This window comes from Vibrio sp. Isolate22 (genome assembly GCF_022398115.1).
GTDB lineage: Bacteria > Pseudomonadota > Gammaproteobacteria > Enterobacterales > Vibrionaceae > Vibrio.
The window spans coordinates 22,754-47,555 of record NZ_JAKEUW010000040.1; the positions used below are offsets into that span (position 1 = coordinate 22,754).

General features: G+C 44.1%; 17 protein-coding genes and 3 pseudogenes. 1 reads left to right on the forward strand and 19 read right to left on the reverse strand.

Annotation, left to right across the window (positions count from 1 at the left end; genetic code table 11):
- Positions 1-72: 72 nt before the first annotated feature.
- The 17 genes and pseudogenes from L1D55_RS19015 to L1D55_RS19095 form a co-directional block, all read right to left on the reverse strand.
- Positions 73-2,418 carry a type I secretion system permease/ATPase gene (locus tag L1D55_RS19015; protein ID WP_239918466.1) on the reverse strand — a complete coding sequence of 782 codons (2,346 nt, stop codon included), beginning with the start codon at positions 2,416-2,418 and terminating at the stop codon, positions 73-75.
- Positions 2,418-3,824: an HlyD family type I secretion periplasmic adaptor subunit gene (locus L1D55_RS19020; protein WP_239918467.1), complete on the reverse strand. Its 1,407-nt coding sequence runs from the start codon at positions 3,822-3,824 to the stop codon at positions 2,418-2,420. Before L1D55_RS19020 ends, L1D55_RS19015 begins: the two co-directional genes overlap by 1 nt.
- 7 nt (positions 3,825-3,831) lie before the next feature.
- Complete coding sequence (locus tag L1D55_RS19025) at positions 3,832-5,895, reverse strand: type I secretion system permease/ATPase (protein ID WP_239918477.1); 2,064 nt, start codon at positions 5,893-5,895, stop codon at positions 3,832-3,834.
- Between the two features lie 519 nt (positions 5,896-6,414).
- Positions 6,415-7,964 (reverse strand): IS3 family transposase gene (locus tag L1D55_RS19030; protein WP_239918468.1). Its coding sequence is split into 2 segments (ribosomal slippage): positions 6,415-7,484 and positions 7,484-7,964, totalling 1,551 coding nucleotides; the frame shifts between segments, so codons are not numbered across the junction.
- A gap of 83 nt (positions 7,965-8,047) precedes the next feature.
- Positions 8,048-8,416, reverse strand: coding sequence for an IS66 family insertion sequence element accessory protein TnpB (gene tnpB, locus L1D55_RS19035; protein ID WP_239918469.1), 369 nt, complete (start codon positions 8,414-8,416; stop codon positions 8,048-8,050).
- The gene (locus L1D55_RS19040) at positions 8,416-8,724 is read right to left on the reverse strand and encodes an IS66 family insertion sequence element accessory protein TnpB (protein WP_188048024.1); all 309 of its coding nucleotides are present in this window, start codon (positions 8,722-8,724) and stop codon (positions 8,416-8,418) included. The genes tnpB and L1D55_RS19040 overlap by 1 nt, the downstream gene beginning before the upstream one ends.
- A 125-nt stretch (positions 8,725-8,849) precedes the next feature.
- Positions 8,850-9,911 (reverse strand): hypothetical protein, encoded by a 1,062-nt coding sequence (locus L1D55_RS19045; protein WP_239918470.1) that lies wholly within the window; start codon positions 9,909-9,911, stop codon positions 8,850-8,852.
- Between the two features lie 59 nt (positions 9,912-9,970).
- Positions 9,971-11,866: a hypothetical protein gene (locus L1D55_RS19050; protein ID WP_239918471.1), complete on the reverse strand. Its 1,896-nt coding sequence runs from the start codon at positions 11,864-11,866 to the stop codon at positions 9,971-9,973.
- A gap of 12 nt (positions 11,867-11,878) precedes the next feature.
- Complete coding sequence (locus L1D55_RS19055; protein ID WP_188048019.1) at positions 11,879-13,180, reverse strand: hypothetical protein; 1,302 nt, start codon at positions 13,178-13,180, stop codon at positions 11,879-11,881.
- A 1-nt stretch (position 13,181) separates the two neighbouring features.
- Entirely contained in the window at positions 13,182-14,180 is a 999-nt protein-coding gene (locus L1D55_RS19060) for a hypothetical protein (protein ID WP_188048017.1), read from the reverse strand.
- Between the two features lie 10 nt (positions 14,181-14,190).
- Positions 14,191-15,666 carry a nucleotide pyrophosphatase/phosphodiesterase family protein gene (locus tag L1D55_RS19065; protein WP_239918472.1) on the reverse strand — a complete coding sequence of 492 codons (1,476 nt, stop codon included), beginning with the start codon at positions 15,664-15,666 and terminating at the stop codon, positions 14,191-14,193.
- Entirely contained in the window at positions 15,663-16,910 is a 1,248-nt protein-coding gene (eboE, locus tag L1D55_RS19070; protein ID WP_239918473.1) for a metabolite traffic protein EboE, read from the reverse strand. The genes L1D55_RS19065 and eboE overlap by 4 nt, the downstream gene beginning before the upstream one ends.
- Before the next feature lies 1 nt (position 16,911).
- A complete protein-coding gene (locus L1D55_RS19075; RefSeq protein WP_239918474.1) occupies positions 16,912-17,802 on the reverse strand; it encodes a TatD family hydrolase in 891 nt (296 codons plus the stop codon).
- A 42-nt stretch (positions 17,803-17,844) separates the two neighbouring features.
- Positions 17,845-18,573, reverse strand: coding sequence for an EboA domain-containing protein (locus L1D55_RS19080; protein WP_188048011.1), 729 nt, complete (start codon positions 18,571-18,573; stop codon positions 17,845-17,847).
- A gap of 27 nt (positions 18,574-18,600) precedes the next feature.
- On the reverse strand, positions 18,601-19,509 hold the full coding sequence (locus L1D55_RS19085) for a UbiA family prenyltransferase (RefSeq protein WP_239918475.1): 909 nt from the start codon (positions 19,507-19,509) through the stop codon (positions 18,601-18,603).
- An 8-nt stretch (positions 19,510-19,517) separates the two neighbouring features.
- On the reverse strand, positions 19,518-21,422 hold the full coding sequence (locus tag L1D55_RS19090) for a 3-dehydroquinate synthase (protein ID WP_188048009.1): 1,905 nt from the start codon (positions 21,420-21,422) through the stop codon (positions 19,518-19,520).
- Between the two features lie 264 nt (positions 21,423-21,686).
- Positions 21,687-21,818, reverse strand: a pseudogene (locus L1D55_RS19095) (flavodoxin family protein); the annotation flags it as partial.
- Positions 21,819-22,481: 663 nt separating this feature from the next.
- Here L1D55_RS19095 and L1D55_RS19100 point away from each other — a divergent pair.
- Positions 22,482-23,049 (forward strand): annotated as a pseudogene (locus L1D55_RS19100) (DUF2913 family protein).
- 274 nt (positions 23,050-23,323) lie between these two features.
- Here the strand turns inward: L1D55_RS19100 and L1D55_RS19105 are convergent.
- Positions 23,324-23,926: a DUF922 domain-containing protein gene (locus L1D55_RS19105; protein WP_239918476.1), complete on the reverse strand. Its 603-nt coding sequence runs from the start codon at positions 23,924-23,926 to the stop codon at positions 23,324-23,326.
- Between the two features lie 713 nt (positions 23,927-24,639).
- Positions 24,640-24,802: pseudogene (locus L1D55_RS19110) on the reverse strand (IS5/IS1182 family transposase); the annotation flags it as partial.

Sequence of the window (24,802 nt, forward strand, 5' to 3'; positions counted from 1 at the left end):
AGACCCGCACCATCTCATGCGTGTCCTTTCCCTTAATAGTCACTAGGGAAAATTTCAATATATTCGTCAGCATTATCCCTGCTGCTGTTGCCAAAGCTCCGCATAAATCCCTTGCTTAGCCACCAATTCATCATGAGTGCCTGATTCCATTATCAACCCCTTATCCATCACCAATATCCTATCCGCATGACGTAACGTATTAAGCCTATGCGCGATACTTATTACCGTTCGGCCTGCACTAATTGCATCCTTGTTCGCCATAATGGCTGCTTCCGATTCGTAATCTAAGGCACTCGTCGCTTCATCAAGTAGTAAAATCTTAGGCTGCGTAATAAGCGCTCGTGCCAAGGCAATACGCTGACGCTGCCCACCCGAAAGCCGGCTACCCTTCTCTCCCACTTGCGTCTCGTAACCCTCCGGTTGCTCGGTAATAAACTGATGCGCACCCGATAACATAGCCGCTTCCATCACGGCCTCATCACTGGCCTGTGGATGACAAAGGCGAATATTCTCCGCAATCGAGCCTGAGAACAGCACGCTTTCTTGCAGTACCACACTCATACTCCGGCGTAATGTCACCGGGTCTGCTATTGCCAAATCCAATCCATCTACCAACACCTGACCATGCTGCGGTATATACAAACGCTGCAGCAAGCGCGTTAATGTCGATTTGCCTGATCCTGATGGCCCCGTTATCCCCACAAACTCGCCCGCCTTAATATCTATATTTAGATTTTGCAGTACCTCTGGCATGTCTTCTTGATAACGAAAACGCACATTCTTAAAACTGATACTGCCTTTTAATTCGGGAATAGACGCCAGTCCACCACTACCTTGCTCTGTCGGTTCATCCAATATATCCCCCACTCGGCGTAGTGATATCAGGGTTTGCTGAAAATCCTGCCACAATTGAGCAAGACGAAGAATCGGTTGAGTTACGTGTCCAGAGAGCATATTAAAAGCCACCAGTCCACCTGCGGTTAAAGTGCCTTCCATCACCAAGGTTACCCCCCACCAGAGCACTATTGCTGAGGTGATTTTTTGAATCAAACCGATACCTTGTCCTGCACAAATACCCACTACATTGGCCTTAAATGACGCGCGGATAAACGCAGCAAGTCGCTGCTCCCATTGATGTATAAAACGAGATTCTGTGGCGGTAGTTTTAACCGTCTCAACACCGGTGATAGTGGCTGAAAGATAAGCGGTATTCTCTGCGCTTAGCTCATATTCACGCAGCACTCTTGCCCTTAAAATTGGTCCTATAGTCAGCCAAAACACAAAGTAGATAACCAAAGAGCCTAATACAATAAATGTAAGCTTCGGTGCATAAGCAAACATCACCGCTACAAACAGCCCAATAAATACCATGTCCAATAACATGGTCAGCGCGGAGCCCGTTAAGAATTGGCGTATCTGCGCCATTTCCCGCACCCGTGCAATGACTTCGCCTGTTTGGCGCTGTTGAAAATACTGCATTGGCAAAGCGACTAGGTGTTGATACAGTTTGGCTGAAAGCTCTGAATTCACCTTGCTGGCAACATTGGCAAATAACCAGCTACGAATAAACCCATAAATCGGCTCAAAGATAGCTAGCGTCATCAAAGCAAACCCCAAGACTTGCAAACTGGATAAGCTGCGGCTCACTAACACCCGATCTATCACATTAGAAAAAATTAGCGGTGTCACCAGAGCAATCAACTGCATCATTAATGACACCAACAACACCCAGCCAAACTGCCGTAGGTGTTTTTGTATTGAGGGGATAAACCAGCTGAAACCAAAGACACGTTTCTTAGTCGGCTCTGCCTCTTCTGCGAGTAAGATAACTTCCCCTTGCCAGCAGCTTGAAATCGCTGTGATAGATAAGTTTTCTACCTGATTACTCTGCGCATTAAACAGCGCTAACGTTGTTGCTTTCTCACCCTCTCTTGTGACACGCTCTAATAGTAACCACCCTTTGTCTGTATTTAACAAAGCGGGTAAAGGCAGCATAGAGAGCCGACTTACTGTGGTCATTAATGGTCTTGCCCTCAATCCAGACCAGCTCGCGCAGCGACATAAATCTACCTCATCAACTGCTAAGTCGCTGCGACCTAATTGATGAAGAAGCTGCTTTACTTCCACTATTTTCTTAAAATGATGTGCAGCCCTAACCAGCGCTGTGATAGCCTGTTCATTTTTTGGCATCAATACAGCATCACGCTTCAATGTTTCGTGGAGTTGCGACCTATTTTGTTCTTGCTGAGCGGTTTTATTTTGCTCAGAGCTCACTGTGTTATCAGTACTGCAGTGGCTATTCGTACTATCAGCATTAGTGTTCAATTGGCCCTTAATCGCTGTAACTTCCATATCGGTGTTCATGGTTTGCATGAAGCTAGCTCGATAACGCGGGCTGCTATTTATTACCTCCGTCATTAGCGCTCCCTCAAGGCTTCTGATTGATACTGCTGCAAGGGACTGAGCAAGTAATCAATCACTCGGCGGTCACCGGTACGTATCTCAGCATTGATCGACATGCCCGCTTGCAGTGGTACATACTGGTCTTCAACCAAAATGTTGTTTTCAGTTAAGTTCACCCTCGTAGGAAACACCAAACCCAGCTGTTCATTTTCAACCGCATCTTTAGATACATTCACAACCTTACCAGCGAGGGTGCCATAACGGGTATATGGAAAAGCATCCACTTTCACTTCCACGTGTTGGCCGTTATATACAAATCCGACATCTTTATTTAGCACCATGACTTCCGCTTCCAACAGCGCACCTTCTGGCACTATCACCATCAAAGCTTGCGCAGGTTGTACGACGCCACCCACGGTGTGCACAGCTAATTGTTGCACCACGCCACTGACTGGTGCTAACAGTTTATGCTGACGGCGCTTATCTTGTGCTTGGACAAGTTTTTGCGTGATGACCGCTAATTCAGCTTGTACGTTGCTTAACGTGTCATAAGCTGCTTTTCGGGTTTGACTTAAATAGCTCGAACGTTGCTGCATTAAACTATTTGCCTGAGCCTTTAATACCGTGGCCTCATTTTGTTTTTCTGCTAATTGAAACTGGGTGCTTAATAGCTCTTTTTGCTGGGCAAGGTATTCAATACGAGGAAACTGCTCCTTTTCAACCAACAACCTGCTGGCCTCCAAGCGTGTTTTGATATTTGCAATCAATTTTCGTAACGAGTTCACCTCTATCTCACGGGCTTGTTGCGTGGCTTCATTGACTACGATATCACTATCCAACCGCTCAAGATTGGTCATGATCTCCTGCCAATCACTGCGTAAATTATCCTTTGCGACTAATACCTGACTGGCACTAGCTTGTGCTGGCGCAACAAATAATACCAGTGGGTCTGACTGCTCTTCATTAATCGCTTGAGTTTCAAGAAGCGCAAGCAGGCGCGCTTGCTCAAGCTGCTTATAAATAAGCTGCTGCTCAAACTCCTCAATCTCAGAATCCACCCCAACTACATTTAGCGTAATGAGCACATCGCCCTGTTCAACGCGTTGCCCATCTTGCACATTAATCGCCGCAATCTCCCCTGGCGATATCGGCTGTATCACCTTGGAGCGACTCGTGACGATTAAGCGCCCTGTTGCATTTGCGTTAATATCTAACCGGCCAAACACTGACCACAATATCGTAACGATAATCAAGGCCATCAATGCTAATGCAGTGCGACGGGCAAATGGCGCAGGCGGGCGGTCAATGATCTCAAGATAGCCCGGTTGAAATTCATATTCATCTCGGCTTTTAATAACGACCTTTTCAGTTTGGTTTTCTTTACGCCAAGCCTGTACTATGGTTTTAAAATACCTAAACATCGGCCTGTTATTCCTCTCTTAATTCTTGTTGTAGCTGCCATAATCCCGCGTAAGTGCCCTGTAATGCTAATAGGGCATTATGATTACCTGACTCCGTGATATGCCCTTTTTCTAAAGTAATAATACGGTCACAATGCCGCACCGTTGTCAGACGATGAGCAATGATAATAACCGTGCGTCCTGCGCAGATGGATTTCATGTTGTTTTGTATTAATGCTTGGGATTTATCATCAAGCGCACTGGTCGCTTCATCAAAAATCAAGATACGCGGGTTTGCCATTAACGCCCGTGCAATGGCAATGCGCTGGCGCTGTCCTCCCGATAAAGAGCCACCACCTTCGGCTAAAACAGTGTCATAACCTTTAGGCAGTTGTAGGATAAATTCATGAGCACTCGCCAATTTAGCCGCGGCAACGACATCATCAAGTGAAGCGCTTGGGTCTTTGAGAGCGATATTTTCCCGCACGCTTTGGTGAAATAAGTAGTTCTCTTGCAGTACAACACCTATTTGGCTGCGTAAATATTCAGGATCAAACTGATCAAGTGGTACGCCATCCAGTAACAATTGGCCTTCTGAGGGTAAATAGAGCTTCATTAATACCCGTGCAAGGGTAGACTTTCCTGAACCTGATGGACCCACAATGCCCAAGGTCTCTCCCGTCTTTATTGACAGGTCAATATTATTTAATACGTTTGGTTCATTAGGTTGATACCGAAACGATAAGTTACGTAAATCTAACCTGCCATGCAGTGGGATATCTGGATAGTAACTAGCTTGCTCTTGCTCCGCAGGTAAATTAAGCATGTCCCCTAGCTTATCTACAGCAACACGGGTTTGCACAAACTGTTGCCATAATTCAACCAACTTGGCTATCGGCTGACTAACATGTGAAGCCATCATGTTAAAAGCAATCAATTGCCCGATAGTGATCTCCAGTGACATGACTAAATTTGCACCCACCCAAATAATCGCGACACTCGTTACTTTTTGTAACAGCATGACACCATGGCTGATAAATCCATTAAGTGTTTGCGTTTGAAAACCTGCCTTGACCATCTCTTGGGTTTGCCCTTCCCACTTACGCTGCATTTGCGGCTCAACGGCAAGGCTTTTTACTGTTTCAGCCCCACTTACCGACTCATTTAAAAAAGAAGTATTCACCGCTGCGGTTTGAAACTGCATTTCAATCCGCGCTTGTAACGGGTTGGTTGTCCACCGAGCCAAAAAAAAATAAAAAGGCAATGACACCAAGACAATGCCAGTGAGCATGGGCGATAACCAATACATGACGGCAAAGAAAACAAACGTGAACAAAACGTCCACACACAGGGTTAACATCGAGCCAGTTAAAAAATTACGAATACTGTCAAGCTCTTGGACTCGGGTAATAATCGCGCCCACTTGTCGGTGTTTAAAATACAGCAGTGGTAACCCTAATAAATGACGAAATAATTTGATCCCCAAACGAATATCGATACGACTAGAGGTGTGCACAAATAAATATTCACGAATACCTTTAAGTACTACCTCAAAAATCCCCACTATCACCAACACAATAACCAACACATCTAAGGTTGCTAGCGCGTGATGCACCAGCACCTTATCCATCACCACCTGAAAAAATAGCGGCGTGACCAAAGCCAATAACTGCAACATCAATGAGAAAACAAGTACTTCACCCAGCAACTTACGATGACGAATAAACTCAGGAATAAACCAAGATACATCAAAGCGCAGCGCTGGCCCCAACACTTGAATAACATCCCCACTCCACTGCTCGGTGAGCTCTTCTCGAGTAATAATACGCGGATTATCCTCGCCAATAACCTGCAATAATGCTTGCTCATCTGACAAACGCGCAAGTACCACATAACAACCGTTTTTTTGCCTAAAGGCTAACGGGACATGCTGGTTTTCAAGGGATTTTAGTGTAAGTCTACGTGATTTGATTTGTACTTGGTTGGCTTTACTTAAAGTAAGTAGTTGTTTCTTTAACGGTAACGTTTCGAGCACAGCAATATCTTCAGTGGTTTCAGTCGACCCTGCTGGCGTAATGCCTGCTAACTGCATTAACAACGTCGCGCAAGCTACTCCAGAAGCAGAAACACTATCTTGGCTTGTATCAATTTGAAGCACAAAGACCTCTTAATAATCCGGATTAAACATCAAAAAAGCCTCAAGCCTAGTACGCCACCACATGAAATGCGGCACTAATGACCTTATATGTCATATAGCAGAGAAATACTCGAGCCCCATCAATGATCATAAACAAATTCTTTAGGGTTCATAGTTATAATTTCATCGCCACCTAATAGTAAATATATGAAGCTCATCACCAGTAAAGCTATTGACAACCTTGCATTGCCATAATCTGGCAGTAAAAGCCTCATATTAATTAATTAATTTTTTGAATGATTATAAAAAATAGATAAAAAAAATAGATTCTTTACTCTAATTCGATTACATAAATACTCATTACTTATTTGATCTACATCAAGACAGCTGCGTATTTTCATCCAAGCAGATCACCCAATACCGCTGTTTTTCAAGCAAGTTGTCGCCTTTTTTACAATTAAGCAACGTTAATGATTACGCTGCACACTTTTCAGGGTTCAAGTACACCTCATCGATATAACTCCAGTCCCTCGCCTGCCGACTCCATCTGCCTGGATGAGTCAATTGAGCGCGTTGGTAGACTTGTATACGTTGTCGGAGAATTTTACTATCCTCGCCGCAATGCCTCTGCTGAGGTGTCACATACTTTATGCCACTGTGTTTATGCTCATTGTTATACCAATCAACAAAATTACCAACCCAACACCGAGCGTCTTCAATAGAAGAAAACCCATCCATTGGCCATGAAGGACAATACTTTATTGTTTTGAACAACGATTCCGAGTATGGGTTGTCATTGCTTACTCTTGGCCTAGAGTAAGAACTTACGACCCCAAGATCATGCATCTTGGCAAGCATGGTGTAACTTCTCATAGGAGCACCGTTGTCTGAGTGCAAAGTAATGTTGGCTTGCACGCACTTTTCCCGCCATGCAGTTCTTTGGAGTAACTCCGCTGCATATTCGCCTAGCTCCTGATCATACACTTCTGCACCTACTACTTTTCTACTGAAGATATCCATTATTAAATAGAGGTAATAGTGCTTCCCTCGTATTTTCGATGGCAAATAACTGATATCCCAGCTCCATACCTGATTTGGTTTACAGGCTTTTTGAACCTTTGGGCGAGAAGGGCTTTTGCCAGCTTTGCTACGAGTTCGCTTACCTAGCTGGTTATTTGCTTTTAATACACGATAAAATGTTGACTCTGAGGCAATGTAAATGCCTTCATCAGCCAACATTGGAACGATGATATTCGGCGGTAAATTGGCATATTTTGATGTATTGCAGATATCTAATATCTGCTGCCTTTCGGCTTGTGATAGCTTATTATGAGGCTCGCGCAACCGAGGATGCTGACGCATGTCACTTGTGATTTCGGCAGAGTTACGTGTCCAACGCTGAAACGTTCGTATTGATAACCCAACAGTGGAGCAAGCCTTTGTCTTTGTTGCCCCTTTACGTACAGCTTCATCAACAAGTGTGACTATTCTAAGCCGCTCTGAGATAGGAATTAATCTTCCTCGTTGGTTTCCCAGAGGGCATTGAACTTTTCCCGCAAAACCAGTAGCGCAGCCGTTTCAGCAAGTGCTTTCTCTTTACGAGCCAACTCCTTCTCCAACGCTTTTACCTTTCTGCGTTCCTCACGTAATTGCTTGTTTTCTTTGTGTGATATTGAAGTTGATGCTGCGCTCTGCGCCTTGATAGATAGTGCTCGCCAGGCTTTAATGTCATCGACAAATAACCCTTTAGACCTACAGTATTCAGCTAACTCGCGCTCAGACATTGTCGCAGTTTCAATCACTATGAAAAATCTCTGCTCTGCTGAATAATCAGTAGCAGCATTTTCTATAGGCGGCTCTGTAGACAACTGGCCGCTTTCAACAAGTTCATTTCTCCACTTAGATACCACAGAAGGACTCACATCTAATTCTTTAGCAATTCTTCGATGAGACCAATTATATGGTGGTAATAACCAAGTTTGACCTTTCGTTTTCACATCAATTGGAACTGGATTAGCTGACATAGTTATCTCCTTAAAAATCTAGACGACAACTATGCTGACACAGGGGGTTATTACCCGATCTCCTTCATGTTAATACGCAGTCGCTAAAACAATGACTCGTATTCCAACTTTTTATGCCTTTGCATCAAGGAGATATCGTAGCCATCAAGCAGCCAATTTATCTGCTGGCCAGTGAGGGTGACCAACTCATCAGTGCGCTTTGGCCATTTAAATTTCTCTTCGGCAAGCGATTTGTAGTAAAGCACAAAGCCGTTGTCCTCCCAGAAGAGGCACTTGATTTTATTGCGCTGTTTATTGGTGAAAACGTACAGCTCACCGCTAAACGGATTGTGGCCGAGCTCTAGCTCAACGAGTGCGCTTAACCCTCGGTGCGACTTGCGAAAATCAATCGGGTCACGGTAGAGGTAGATTTTCGGTAGCGTGAGTGCGGGTCTTAACGTGGGCTGGTGCATTAGCTCATACACTCGATGAGTTTCACAGCGACATGAGCATTGCACTCATCAATGCCCTCAACTTGAGCACCGCTTGGTAGCGTGACAGTGAGCGATGAACTGATATGCTCGGTGACGGTTTCAACTTGTGCGAGAGCGAACTTGGAGGTGACTGACTTGGTTACTGAATTTGTGCGGTTGAATTTGCGTTTCCAATAACTGAATTGAGATTGGTCTAGGTCGTGGGTTCGGCAGTATTGCGCTTGCGAGAGGTTAGTGGTTTGCCAAGCCTCGACATGATGCTGCCAAGTTTGCTGTAGAGATGACATAAAAGCCTCCATAGGTAATGACTGTTGTCATTATCGGGGGCTTGGGTTTAAATGGGAATGACGTCGATAATTAAGCGCTTACTTAGCTAACTGCACAAACTATACTAATTTCATGAGTTTTAAGGTCAGAAATTTCCTTGGAAGATTTGAATAAATCCGTCGAGAGCTCTCTCTCCGTCAGGGTGAGGAATTCTTCTACCATGTGCTCCCATTCCTTGCGACACATAAATGTTTGACCCTAGAATAGCGATGTTAGATGGGGTGTCTAACTGCGATGCCAGTTCTTTGACTTTCTTATTAGCAAAATCAACACTTAAAAGCCTTCCACTGAATCTTTGATACCCTCCGTGTATTGCCCTATCAGGGATATGATCTCTGGGTAGTGGTTCCAGAGTCGTTTTACATAGCTCTGTAATGAGCAAGTTCCCGGTTTGGTCGATGGCAATGCCAGTAGGAAGCGTTAGCCCCTCTACTACGGTAGTAAGTGCACCGCTCCCCACGTCTAGGGCGACGATTTTCCCCTGCTGTTTCAGAAAGTTGACGCCCTGCTTGTTACTGTCCGTTTGGAATTCACCTGAAAACAGGCTAATCAATAAGCGATCATTGTCATGGCAGTAAATGACGTTGACGGGTACAGCTTCTTGGCCTTGATCAAGGGTTGGCAGAGCGCAAACGACTTTTTCTTTTTGGTTTAGTCGAAACTCAATCACTTGGTTCGTGTCGGGCTTTATGCCATACCAAGCTTCTTGCTGAGGGTGAAAGCATAAGCTGTTGATATTGCCCTGTGTTTCAAACAAGGGTTCTGTGCCTGCCTCGGTTAAATGAAACACTTTCGAGCCGTGAATATAGTCTGTGAAACTGACAATCCACTGCTCCTGTTCGGTATTGGTAACATTAATGATGTCTGAAAGTCCCATAATCTCATCACGACACATTTTGGGCTGCATATTCATCGCAGTTAAACCGCTGAGCAGATTATGTTTAAGCTCGCCTGTGTCTTTGTCGCGCACGGTAACTTTGCCATTATGGGATATCGTTTCTTGGCCGCTGCCTGCTTCGACGACAATTAGGTCTCCATTTTCGTTAAATGTCATCCCTCTCGGGTTAAGTAGGTTTCGGCAAAGGATTTGCGATGCCAAAGGCTGTTGAGTGATTTCAGTCTTATCTATATGAATAACGGTCTTCATTTTAGTTCCTGTCTGATGCGGGCACTCACTGTTGTGCAGAGAGTGCCGATTTTGGGGAGTTAGATAGCTTTATTGGGATCCCAAGGTTCACTAAAAGCAAAGGCGTTAATGAGTCGAACTTGACTTGGTGACATGGAGCGTACGATTGGCATATACAAGGTAGTTGGCCAGTATCGGCTAGACATCCGTGTTTTGATGCCTTCACGATGCTTAAGGATGGTTTCGGCGTCATTCAGCGGAAACACCGTCGACATGCCTAAGAAGTTTAAGTAGTGATACCGTAAGGCATGTTGATACACGAGTTCCCATGTAACGGGGTCTCCCTCAACGAGGTCAAAATTGGTGTATTGGAATTTTCGGGTGTTGATGGTTTGTTGCGCTTCGCCAAGATTAAAGTTGATGTCATAGAAGCCTGCCATCTCATCGAGGTCGTTTTTGCCTGGCGAGTTATCAGCAACTTGTATGGTGTATTTGAACGATGTTGCCCCGGCTTTAACGGGTATCGCCCCAGTTGGTTTCCCTTCGTCTAAGTCGAGGTCGAGATAGTCGGCAAAGCCAGGAGTATTTTCATTTGTTGACAATAAGATGGTTTGGTCGGTATCTAGCGCTCCTCCTAAATAGCGAACTTGTATGGTGATCTCTTTGCTATCACCTGCTTTATCGCCCACGTATACGTCGATATCACTTGAGTAAAGCCGGTAACTGGTTTCTTTTAGGAGTAGGTAGTTGTTGTGAACCACCTTTTCACCATTGATTACCAGTGGGTTAGAAGCGAATGATTGAGAAGTTTGTTTATCGAGAGGGATATCAATGATGCCGCCATATTGATAGTAGTTAATGTAATCGGGACCATAAGTGGTGCTCTCTTTCCCGCCTACAATCGTTAACTTACCAAAATCAATGGCGGGTTTTGGCGGAACTGTTTTAAAGCCCGCTCGGTCTTCTCTGAACGTACTTTGAAGGAACGCAAGGGACATATTGACGGAAAGGAACTCCTGTTCTTGCACTTTGCTGATACATGCAAAAGCTGGTGCGGTTTGATTCTCGCGTTCGGTATTGTCGATATGACTAATGAGTAGCCTTCCATCTGGGTTGTTCGCTGTCTCACCTTCGCATGCGACAGAGAGTGTGCCTATTATACGGCCGACGCTTGGATTGCGAGGTGTTTGACGCTGGGCAAGTTTTGTATTGTATTCTTCAGTTGTCATTTGCGGGCACATTTCAAAGAAACTGAAATTGACAACAATCCCAGTCGCGCCTTTGGTATTGAGAAGACCTCGAATGATCTGGTCTGCTTCATCATTTCCACTCAGCGCGGATGCTTTTTTTACATCTTCCGTTATTGGAAAAGTCACTTGCCAAGTGCCGGCAAAATTACTTGAACCTGGGGCATCATTTGCGCCAATCAGAGTCTTAAATGACAAGCCACCCGATGAATTGCCAATGTTTCCGCAGATTTGATCACTTTGGATATAAAGCAAAGGTTTGTCGGGGTCACCAAGGAGCAGGCCGCCTACAGCGATTTGTGAGTAGGTTTGCCCTAAAGGATTCAAGTCAACCATTACAGGGCTTGAGGTATACGCTTGATTTGTGTCTGGGTTGACAGACCCCAGTAAAGAGAAGTCAAAGTTTGCTAAAGGGGTGTCGGTTGTAACCGCGCCAGGGTGGCCTGATGTATAAACCTTAACTTTTTGAGTGGTGACACTATGTTGCCCATATATATTCCATCCTCCATTGGTGAAATAACCTTCTTCTGTCGGCGTCTGGAACATATCGATGATTTCTTCATCTGAGATGCCATGTTTATAGATAAAATCTGTCAGTGTAGATGTCGCTGGATTGAAAATGTCATGCTTTTGACCATCAACAGGGTAGGTTGCCTTGTTATTGGGCACACTCACATCGACCTCGATGCCCCCAAAAAAGTTGATTCGATAGTTATTTAGAATACTCATTGCAATAGTCCTTTATTTGTCAGAGCTGTGTGCTTCAAAAAACAGGAATGAATAATCAGCCTTAATGCCGTTATCAGGTAAGGTGGCTGTGCTGTGGCAGTTGATACAGTTACTGCTGCTCTGGATGTAACTTTCCATTGTGGTGTTGGCGAGTGGTGTGGGTGTGGGAGTGCCTAATGGGTTACTTGGGTTATTGGGGTCGGTTGGCCACTGTGTGGAGATCAGTTGATAGTTTTCTAACACAGTGCCTTTAAGTTTGAGTTCAAACTCAGAGTTTAATTTGGCTGCACTGGCGTATATCGGCGTGTAACGCGCGAGTGGATTAGGGGTGGTAAATGGTAGACAATTTGTGGTGTTGCTCAATCCACAAGGTGGTTGGTTGGTCTCCTTGGCGCTGGCTTCTGCATTAAAATAGGTGTACTTCATCCCTTCCTCTGGCTGGCTTACTACCTTTTTTGCATCCTTGTCGTACAGAGCGGGAGGAACATTGTCGATATGTTCAAATGTACCCCATATCCACTGTTTGAAGCCCGGCACTTTGACTATTTGATGAAAACCCACTAGGCCAAGCAGAGCCGGTTTGGTTTTGTACTGACCAGTGTCGCCCTCCGGTATTGGATTCCCCTCTTTGTCAAAGACCACCACTTGAGCCCGCTGGGTAATATAGCGTTTTGCTAGATCTGCATTGTCTTCTGGCAATTTTCGCCATGCAGACTTTATTTCCATGGACCAGTTTGGAAATGAAATGCTGCTTACATCGTCAAAGTTCGCTTTATCGTAGAGCTTGTTGCCGTGGACGTAGTCGTACCATGTTTCGTTGACCCACATTTGAAAATAAGTTGGTTCATCCATTTGGTCGATGAGCCAGCCACCTACTGCTTCTTCATGTGCTTTTATCGCAGCGTTAGCGCTTGCTTTCGCGATTTGAGAGGTGGCAAATGGGGATTTTCCTTTTTGGTCGCCGTAACCGCTGTAGCCATCGTTCCACGAACCGGGATCTTGCCCATCGGCTAGAAAGACTTGTTGTGAATCTTTATATGTAAGCCAAACAGGTCGCTCACTTACACTCGGCAACTTACAAGGCTTAGCTGGTTCACCGCGCGTTGAAGTACTTGCACTTTGGTTAAGGGCGATAAAGGTTTTCCAACTGAAAACATCGAATTCTGCCTGTGTGGGGGAGTCAGAAAATGAATGCTTTGGAACCTCACAAGGTAGCGCTTCATGATGTTTTACTTCTTTGGCCAATGTATCCACAGAAACAATCACAAGCAGTGTAGCAATTGCGCCCAATGCGGTTTTTTTATCAATGTTCATGCTATTCACTCCTTTGGTCCGAGAACAGGCGGCACTTTTCAGTGGTATCGATTGGGCACCATTTTTTGACACTGTCCCAAAGTTCAGTATTTGGCTTTCTTCTTTGAAAATTTACGTAGTTTTGGCTGACCATTGGGTCTAAGGGTTCACCTTCGATCTCCAAGCTTCCAGTGAAGAAAAACGATTGTGGATTTTGCTCTAGTTTGCTAAAGGTCGAGGCGAGTTGAGCCGGTACTGGTTTATAAAAGGCGTAAGCGAACAAAATAGGAGGCTTTACTTCTTCCCACATTTGCTTCCAGTAATAGGCTTGCACGCTACTGTTGAGGTTTTGGCTAGCCTGTGGCCAGTAATCTAGATGTTTAATAAAGTCTGTTCGAGGGGGATGGTTGCTCGGTGAGAACATACAGCAATCCGGTTTGAGTTGGTTTAGCATCTGCTTGCTTGAGTTTGTCTTCATGTTGTCGCCATCTGGAAAGGTCAAGTAGTAGGCTTGTTTACCCAGAGAGACGAAGGCGCAGCTGTGCTGATTGTCTTCAATCGTTCGGCCAAAAATAGGTAGGCAGAACTTATCGTAATATTCCAGCATTGCGCCCACATCTTCTTTGTCTGTCGGCTTTTTTGGCCGCCACTTGCTGTCGTAATAGCTCGCACCATATGAGACGATGTAGTCGGAAGGTGTTAGTGTCGATGGTGGGCTTGAATAGGGTGGTGGGTTCGCCTTGGATGCTGCTTCGTTGGTGATGGTGTACATAGTCCATTCACTCATCCAGTAATCTGGGAAGCTGGGGTCAATGGGGTCATTGTCATTTCGTTCGGCAACACAGTAGTTGTTCTGTTCCGTGCAGAGACAGTCACTGTGAACGCCGTTGGTCGGATAAATCCAGTCGTCTCCACAAGGGGGAGTGTTTTCTTGGTCATTGGTATTGAGTCCGGCCGCATACAGCGAACTTGCGCCAGTCAATAACGCAATGCTGGTGACCATTGCTGTTATTAGTTTCATTGCTTGATTCCTAGCCGTTATAGTGATGGTTGAGTTGGGTGCGCTCCTCCCTAGCGCAGATGTTATTAGGTGATAGACTCTCGCTTGATGGGTTAACACCAAAATGAGACAAGATAAGTTGAAAAATGCATTCCATCGGCAGGCCCGCCTGAGTGGTATTGCGAGCGATGTCGTCGGGTATTGGGTAAGAACTGATCATGAGTGGCCCACTCTCGGGAGTACTTGCGAGTCTGCCATGACTGCCTTTTACCATGTCAGCGTGATCGGGAACGACGTCCATTAACATTCGGAACCCGAGCTTTTTTTGGAGTAAGCGGCTTAGGATTCTCAGTTTGGGAAAGCGCAGCTTAGGATTAATAAAAAGTTCGGCAGGGTCATAGCCTGGCTTGCGATGAATATCGACACTGTTTGCGAAATCTGGACGCTTGGTATCTTCTAGCCAATAGTAATAGCTAAACCATGCATTTGGCTTTGCTATTGCGATCAAATCACCACTGCGAGAATGATCAATCCCCCAACGAGGCTTTGATTGACTATCGAGAACCTGCTCAACCCCACTGATCTGTTCTACAACAGCTTTTATCTCCTCTACCTTAGAGCGATCGTTCACATAGATGTGTGCAATTTGATGATCTGCTACAGCAAAGGCATCGCTAGCACCGGCATCCAGAAGCTCATAGCCCAATGACTCTCGCACCGATAACCAGTTCTTTTTACGTAACTCACGGTTGAGCGCGATAGGGGTGTCGACATCATGGATCCCATACTCGGAGACTATAAGTATTTCAGCGCCTTCGGCATTACAAAACTCGATCAGTCGGCCTATCTCATGATCAAGTTGAATGACATCCTCGGAAATTTCGGGATCGCTCGGTCCAAGTCTTTGTAAGTTGTAATCAAGGTGAGGCAGGTAAACGAACTGCAAGTCAGTGGGGTTATGGGTAAAGTGATCGATAGCACAGTCGACAATCCATCGAGAGGAACGGATATCTGAATTTGGCCCCCAAAAGTTAAAGAACGGAAAGCATCCAATGTTGCTCTCAATACTTTTGTGATACTCGCTTGGGTGAGAATAAAGATCGGGAATCTTACGCCCGTCGGCCGGATAATGCGGGCGAGGTGTAATAGAAAAATCGACGTCAGCGTACATGTTGTACCACCAAAATAACTGCGAAACCGTGATTTCTGGGTGATTTTGTTTGAGTAACTGCCAAACTTTTGAGCCTTGAATCAACTGATTGGGTTGCAACCAAAACTTGATTTCGCTCAGATCTTTGAAGTACCAGCCATTCCCTACAATGCCATGTTCGCTAGGGGCTTTTCCTGTCAACATTGTTGCTTGAGCACTGGTGGTTAATGCTGGAAACACGCCTTTGAGTGGGTACATGGCCCCGCGTTGGATCAGTAGATTGAGGTTGGGTGTGTTTTCGCCTAGCAGACTAGGGGTAAGGCCAACGGCGTTGATGACAAAAAGCGGTTTCATCATGCGAACTCCGCGTTCGGTGTAAGTTGTGACTCAAGCCATACCAGTTCTTCAGCAATGGCTTGGCACAGTTCATCTGTTGTTAAGTTATAGAGGAGTGTCCAAGTATAGGTTTCCACTTCCACAACCGGATCGACGTTCTCTGATTGCCACATCGTTTTAAGTTTCTCTATGGCGCACAATAGCTGCGGCTGTGTTGTTTCTAGGTTAAGGTCGTTCGCAAGTGGAATTTGTGCATAGTTTATTGGAATGTGACAGTGCACCAGTGCCTCGGCGCTTTGAGCTTGGTTTAGTTTGGACTGAAGACTAGTGGAATGATGATCAAATAAGGTTTTGAAGTCGTCAAAGCGCAGTCGCTCCTGACTATTTATAAGAAGTCGAGTTTGATGCAGCCAAGGTGAGTGAATGAGTTTCTTTAAGAAAGGGACTTGTGCCAACTGAGCGAGTGGCATTTGCTTTAGGTCTATTTTTAATGCGTTTGATAGTTGGAATTTGCTGATAGTAATGTTGGCTTGTTGTAACTTCTCTATTGTCTTCGATATGGATTCTAAATTGACAGCCTGATGACAGATATCTAAACACGCGGTTAAGTAATGATTAGAGGCGAGCATGGGCTGTATGTTGTCAAAGAAATCGATCAGTTGATCGGCCGACTCCAATGAACAGTCTGGTTCCATCTCAATAGCGATCAATACTCTCTTTCCCGTTTGCTGCTCAATCAAGGCACAGTGATTCAGTGTTTTCTGTAGCTGGTTCAATAGTTTGGGGTTGAGGTACTGTTCACTAGAGTCGGATTTGTAGCTTAGTGGTAATGTGGATATGACGCCTGTCGTCACCTCGTTAGGGAGCAGAGCTGCCAATATATCAATGAGGTCTATCGTGTATTCAAGTCGTTCTTGTGTATACCAGTTTGGGTGGTAAACGGCAGTTTTAACCAGCGATTGATTAGATTGATTAGATTGATTAGATTGATTGAAGCTACCGTAAGGAAAGCCATTGAGCGAGCGAACGTTTAATCCTAATTCTTTGAGCAATTGTTGCAGCTGCTTCAGATTTCGATTTCGTTTTAGCTCCACAACGGCTTGGTGACTAAGCCAAAGCCCAATCTCCATCTCGTTGAGTCCTCGCATCTCTTTTACTTTTGCACTAAACCGTATTAGGTTGGTTTTGATCTCTTCAAGCGATTCACCTGGGTGCACGTTAGTGCAATAGCCAATGTGACTTTGATTGAAATGCTCATTTAACATGCTATTTCCCTGCTGTCACAATAGGTTGTTGGCCGCGCAGTGTGGAACTTTCCTGATAGAGTTGAGTTTGGTCAATATCGATAGGTGTGAGTACTTGTTGGCGGCTAATCCGACCGCTTTGTGCAAAGAAATCAATCGGGTTATTAAACAAAACCGTCTCTATTTGCTCTTTGTTGAAGCCTGCTTGCTCCATCGCCAATCCGGTTTTAGGTACTTTTAGAGGGTCACTTTTTCCCCAATCAGCAGCGCTGTTGACGATCATCTTTTCGGTACCGTATTGTTTTAACAATGCCACCATTCTTTGTTCGGACATTTTGGTGTCTGGATAAATAGAATGCCCACGCCAACAGTCCGTCTCTAAGACGATTGGAAGAGTAAGTTCGTTGAGATGATCGATGACCACCATAGACTCATCCAGACCAACTTCGCGAATCGCTTCTATCGTTCTTATGGTGCCACCTATTTTGTCTCGGTGCGGGGTATGGATGAGCACGGGCAGTTTGAATTCTTTGGCCATTTCGAGCTGACGACATAGGACATAGTGCTCTTGCTCTGTAATGTCGTCATAACCAATCTCACCGACGGCAACAACACCAGGCTTGAGTAAATATCGTGGCAGCAAGTTCAGAACCTCTTCTGCTAGGGGCTTGTTATTGCCTTCTTTTGGGTTGAGACCTATGGTCGCGAAATGATGGATACCGAACTGACTGGCTCGAAAACGCTCCCAACCAAGCAGAGTATCGAAGTAGTCTATAAAGCTGCCTATATGCTTACGAGGCTCACCCTGCCAAAAAGCGGGCTCTATGACACCGGCAATGCCAGCATGGTTCATGTTTTCGTAGTCGTCGGTGGTTCTTGATACCATATGGATATGAGGATCAAAATAATTCATCTTTTATGCACTCCTTGCTTGGTGAATCATATTTGTTTTTGTCTAATCGGTTTGCAACGACTGATACTGTGTTAAAGAAATTCGTTGTTGCTCAGTAAGGTGATCGGGCTCGATCAAATGAAACAGATAATTTGGGAAAGGTCTTTGAGCTGCGAGGCGCTCAAGAATAAAGTCGCAGATAAGTCGATTGAGTGTCGCGTTGTGGTGGCGATCGAAGTCTGCGATGAGTCTGATATCGAGTTGATAGAAAAGCGACTTTAGAACCATGCGATGAAACGATTCTGTGGGTAAATGCTGCGCTGGCCAAGGGTTATTTAGCGCTATGGAGGCAAGCAATTGGGTGTTGTTGGTTCGGCATTGTTCTAACACAAGCTCCACGCAATCTCCCTGTTCATCAAAAAGACACATTCCTTCCATTAGTATCTGTTTTTCGGCATCAGAGCCGAAACTTAAACAGAGTCTAAGTAGCTCAAAGCGCACGTCTTCTTCTAAAAGGAGTAAAGCATAGCAGAGGGCCGACTGAAGAAAATGCTTGTACCAATAAGCCTCAAAGGGTGTGCTGCTGTTTTGTTGGTGATAGTTATGTTGCATTGAGTCCGCACTTAGTCGCACCCATGCAAGCGCCATATGTTCAAGGTGCGAGTCTTTACTTTGTGCATTGAGCGTACGGCTACAAAATCGACCTAAATCTTCGTGTAGCATCAAGTTTTTATCAGTTGCCTTGTCTACTTCCGATTGTATTTTTTTAAGTAAAATCTCATTGAGTTTCATATGTGACACTCCCTTTTAGCCTGACAATTAGCTCGGCGCTATCCAGCGATGAAGTTTGGGGGCAATTGAGAAATAACCAATGCACAACAACACCCCCCACCACTGGGAGCAGGCAAGGAGTATGGCGGCGTCATAGAGTGGTATTCTGCTAAGTAATGCACCAATTGACGGAGTCGAGGGCTGTTGATTTGTTTTGATGAAGCGCAGAATTAAGTGCTTCAGAGTTGGATAGGTACACATTGCCAACATTATTATTAGAGGCAGTGAAACTGGAAGTGCAAGCGTAAGCAGCCAAGGCGACAATAGAAGCGTTAAACTATACCAGTGACTTTTTTGGGTAGTATGCTCATACTGAGCGAGCAACGTAACGCCAGAAATATAGCCAGCTAAAGGTAGAGCAATAGCTAATGCATCGCTAAAAGAGTCGGCCATCATCTGTGCGCAAATAAGGTAAATCAAGGCACGACATGCGCCCATGAGGAATCGAGACAAAGAATAGCGTTTGTGAAGATAGTTGTAGCTGACGATGCAAAACAGCAGTAGTAGAGCCAAGCTAGTTAATAGGCCAACGTACTGAACGCTTGTTTGAAAAGCAATCGCTAACAATAGAATGAATCCTGAAGTTAGCAGGACCAATGAGTAACAAAGAACGAGTCTTTGCGATATTTGTCCTTGTATGATGGGGCGCTCAGGGTTGTGAATGCGGTCCCAATCGACGTCAGAGGCATCATTGAGGTACATACCACCTAAATAGAGTAAAGAGAAAGCAACACATAGCCAAAGCAGCACCAATCCTTCTATAGGTTTTTGCGTGACCCACGCAGTCCAAAAACATGCTGCAAGGACATTGCTCCAGACGGTAGGCAGGTTGGATATTCTACCTAAGCACAATAAGGTATGAAGTGATGGTGACTTTTTGTCGATAAGACTGATCATAGCTTCACTTATGTCGCCAAGTTTTGATGTTTTTTCTTCAACAATACGATCGCCTGTTCAAAGCGCTGAAAATCGACCGAATTGTGGCTTTGATGGCTGCCAATCTCATGAACAATAGGAATGGACAGCTCCCCACCAAGATGTTGACGAAACTCTTCTATGCCATTCAAAACGGCGAGATTGCCTTTTTCGTCCAATAAGCTTAGACATGGATGCCATAACTTGAAGCCTACATCGCAAAGCACGTTGATACAGCGTTGATAGACTGTGTTGTCAATAAGATTGTTTAACAAGGCGTAAGTAAGATCTATCGCAATGCCAATAGCAACCGCCTCACCATGCTTGAGCTGATGATTTGATAGCTTTTCCAGTTTATGGGCGCTCCAATGACCAAAGTCGAGTGGGCGAGTATTGCCCCTTTCAAAAGGGTCATCAGACTTCACGATGTGATCGAGATGACAATCTGCACAAGTTTTTATCATTTTCGACATAGCGTTGGTTTCGAAGCGAGCTAAAGCCATTCGGTTATCTTCTAGCCAAAGAAAGAACTCTTTGTCTTTTATCAGTGAGACTTTTATTGCCTCTGCCGTGCCTGCGCGTTTGTCCCTTTCACTTAGTGTTTTTAACCACTCAATATCATTGATAACAGCGGCAGGAGGAGCAAAGCAGCCAAGTAGGTTTTTATGTTCAAACCCATTGATACCATTCTTTACACCTATGCCAGCATCGTTTTGTGCCAACGTGGTTGTCGGAACGCGAATATAACGAACTCCCCGATGGAAAATAGAGCAGGCGAAACCAACAGTATCGAGTAGAGCGCCTCCTCCAACAGCAATAACGCAGCTTTGGCGGTCTAGGTCATTTTGCAGCATTGCATTGATGCATTTGTCAATGTTAGTTTGAGTTTTATTAAGCTCGCCATTGCTCAAAATAAAAGGGACGGCAGCTTTTTGGTAGGAAGCGAAGTATGTGACAATACCGTCTTTAAGCTGAGGTATGGCATCGATAACCCCTGAATCAATAATAACTAGAGCAGGGCTTTGGGTATTACACTTAAAAAGTCCATCTATAGTGTCGCTTAAACAAGAGTTTATAGGTGAAAATATATGGTCGTTATAAATTACGTCATAAGAATAGTTAATCGCAAAACTAGCATGATAAGTTTTATGACTATTTGAATTTGGTTTAGTATCGGATTCCTCTATTAAGTTTTCGCAAAGTGTGTGTGGGGACTCATATTGACCTTCGCTTATAGCTGTCGGGCTCGAACGGAAGTATTCGATTAAAATGCGAAATGAACAAGCCAAAATAGGAACTAAAATAGACGCTAAAATAATATATCCAATAGAGTCTAGATACTGGATACTGCTACCGACAGATGCATAAATTAACGCGATCCCAAGGTTGGCAGCTCCTGTAATAAATAGAAATCGCCAGAATGGATATCGTCTCATGCCTGAGGCGACGACAGAGGTTTCAGCCAAGATAGGTACGCCACGCATTGTAACTAGTGCCAGGTCGTTAATACACAGCGATAGTTTCGAAGCGCTTGCAATATCTTTTTCCTTTAACCATCGACTTGGTGCAATTGACAGTAAGCCACTTCCTAAGAAGTAACCTATGATGGCGCCCAAACACATGCCGGAGAATACTATCAGGGTAGCGTAAGCAAAGCCATAATATGTGGCAGCGAAAATTGAAATTAAGCTAGATGGCACAGGGAGGAATATATCTAAGGCTAAAAGTAGTACCAATAATAGAGCGATGGCAACAAGTTGGTTTTGGTTGTTTGAAGCGGTGCGAGTAAAGTCAGTGTATACCTGAGTTATCGTGTTATCCAGCATCAAAAAACTGATCAGTATCGTTGTAGATATAAAAACACACGATAGAACTAAATAGTGATTTCTTAACATGCTCTAATCCAATGAATAATAATGTTTAGGTACAAAGTTATTACGGCTGATTAAATGCAATCAAAATCAGACTTATTCATCAGTGAAAAGCATAATTGCAATACAAAACCAAGCTTAGCTTACGCTTGTTGAATCTCAATCTGATGCATATCAATTTGGTGGTGCATTGGTGTTTGTGTGATAAAAGTCACACAAACATTACTTCTTGAGGTGAAGTTTAAGACAAAGCAGGAGGAAGAAAGAGTCTCCCCCCTGATAATGCAGCTAGAAGTGCTGATTCAAGTGCGCTTCAAATCGAGCAAAGTCATTGTTGATGTCGCCATTTTTCATCACGTCATAAGAAGCCGCAAAGGTTGGCATGGTTGTCATACCAAAGAAGCGGAAGTTGCCGTGCATGATATTTTCCTTTTAAAGAATGAACCCATTTATTTGGGTAAGGGTAAATGATATTAAATAGACGTCTATTAAAACGTGTACAAGATTATAATCAAATCATTTTAAATTTAACTATTCTGGGTTTTAGAGAGGTGCGTGAACGACAGCGTAACCGAAAATAAAGCTAAATTTCTGAATTTGATAGCTTTATTTAAATAAAGGCCAACAAACACAAACTCATGAACTAAATTTTACTTCATGAATTAGTGAAGAAAAGTATAAAAATCGTACAAAATGAGCCTTTGAAGTTCATGAAGTTTAGAATGAAAATTTGAGACAAAAATCATAAAAAACTAGCTTGCATCGCTAAAAACCTTACACTCTTGACCTAGACTCTTGAGCGTTTGCATATATAGTGTCCAACCTTCTCTATCGAAACAACTGCGCCCGCTGTAACTAAATCCTAACGTTATTAACTTAAACCGTGACAAGCATTAATTGGTTGGTATGTATTGTCTGAAGTTTCAGGAGAGAAGTGGCCCCCAATTTTCGGACATGACTTTAAGTGATTGATCTGTTTTGATAGTACCCAGAAACACTGGAACAGATTATGACTAGAAAACGTAGAAACCACTCTCCTGAATTTAAAGCTAAGGTGGCATTAGCAGCTCACCTAAAACAGCGATGCAAATCAAACGAGATTTTGAGTATTACCACAATCTGCATAACCTAACTTCATTTACTTAGCAAAGTATCAGAAACGGCTCGTCATGTTCCCGTTTCGACTCGTAACGAAATTCTGATCCGATACCTCAAACCCAAAATGACTAACAAAGGTTTATCTAATATCAAAAAAGACATTAAGCTCATGCTTAACGTAGCTCGAAAGCAGGGAGGGAATCTAGAAATGAGATTGTATGACTTAAACTCACAAGCCTATCGTACAAAACTTGCCGGAGCGGAAAAGCTCTATAGCTTGCTGGTACACCTTTATGATGTAGAAGGGATCGAATCAAGATTGTTTGAGGAAGGCAGTGAAGCCGAAGCGGGCATACTTTATATGATTGAAGATCAGATAGAACATGGCTTTGACCATGAGCAAAAACAAGTTGCCCCGCTTTCAATGCTCATCCAGTTGGAGAGAGCACCGGAACTTATCAACTCAATCAATCAGCACGGACTTTTCCTTGCTGAAATGAAAGAGTGGAATGCAGAAACGCATCAAGCTCATATAGTTGTGCATCCGAACTAAATACATCTCAATATTTGGACAAATATGCGTTTCGGAAAATCGAACATTAGTAAACCATGAATAAATACAGGTGTAGCAAATAGCAAAACTGACGTGCAGGTCGCACCGAATGATGTGTCGAAATCTCTGCCTTTCGAAGGCCGCGCTTGCAATGAGAAAAGCACCAAGTTCGCAGCCCCTCTAGAGCAGATCGCACTATTTACTTATATAGAGGCTCGGGCTTGTTCAACACTTGGGATTTAACGTTGGCTACGCAACGCTTAATCCTTATTTGTTATATGCGTGGTGACATTGGCGCGAAAGGTATTTCGCATACTTTTAAGTAAGGCCTCTCACCAAAAGGAGACTCTGCTAATTCAATTTCTCCATGCGACGTATAAACGTCAAACAGAGCATTATTTTCCACCAAATCACCTTCAAGCTCAATGACTCTATCATTTGCGCTACTACACTCTCCACGCTGCCCTCGTTTGAAGGCTAAATACATTTCGTGCAGCGACTTAACTGCAAGCGCACAATGAATCTGTTCATGACGATAGAGCTTCTCAAGATATGGGCGAAACTCCTCAGCTGACTCATCTGAAGTCTTAGACATTTCGAACTTCGGAAGTGTATAGGTAACTTCAAGCTCAAATTCATGAATTTCGCAAGAATCATCATCCGTATGGAAGTCGTATTTCCACGCGGTGTACCCGTCAAAACCTTCATTTACGAGAAACTCAGGTCTAGCGTTAAATGAGCGCTCAATTTCTTCAACACTATTCCCGCTAATCTCATACACTTCAAACTTTTTCTGGAAGGGAAAGTCTAGCTTGACGTCAGCATTAGCCTGACTAGACGCCATTAAGCAATATATTGAAAGTACTACTTTTTTCATCATCATCCTTGAAGCATATAACGCGCAGTTAAGGTGTGAGAGACGCAGATCCACCCTAACCTAAAATAAACTCTGATAAATCCGTGCCTATTTGGGCACTAAAAACCCAATGCGTTTCGAATCGCCTTGAACGTCTTGTTATTCCGCAACTAAAGTCGGCTATGTTTACGCCTAATCTTTTGATATGACGAGAAATTTTCGGTATGCAGGCAAAAATCGAAGCCGAAGTATTTGGCAGCTCACTACCTTAAATCGCTTTAGCGTCACTCTTTAATTGCTGCGCCATATTAAGGTGCGCTTAAAGCGCTTTAAGGCTAGCATGGAAATGACCAATATTCGCCCTTTTCGCCGCTTTTCCACCCTATTGCCCCGCCACTTTCACTCTTAGGCTACAACCACGTACATTCAGCCTGAGAGATCCGTTGCGGAAATAACGCTTATTAGACGGATTTTTTTCCGCAATTATATGCAACCAATGGTAACGCTAATTATACTCACGTTCAATCTCAGCCCGTATTGCCTAGCGTCTTGCATGTGGATCTCAGAAATTGCCGAAAGTTTCCGAATAACTCCGGCGGATTCCGAGCAATACGATTTTCACCCTGATTGCACTCCATATGAGCATGGTCTTATCTTCTTTCGTCTGATTAGATTTGGTAGGCGTTGTTGATCAAATCAGCTAAAGGACGTATCTATCCTACGGAACTTACCTGTTAGTTTCTAATAGGCATACCTAGTCCTAGAACTTTGTTCATTGCTTTGACGTTTGCTAACGCCTCACCAACTTGAGCGTTATAACATCTCAAGCTCAATGTGCCGCTAGTCAGTCCTTTATATCGGGACATTGCCGTCTCAGAGATTGAACGGTCGTGGTAG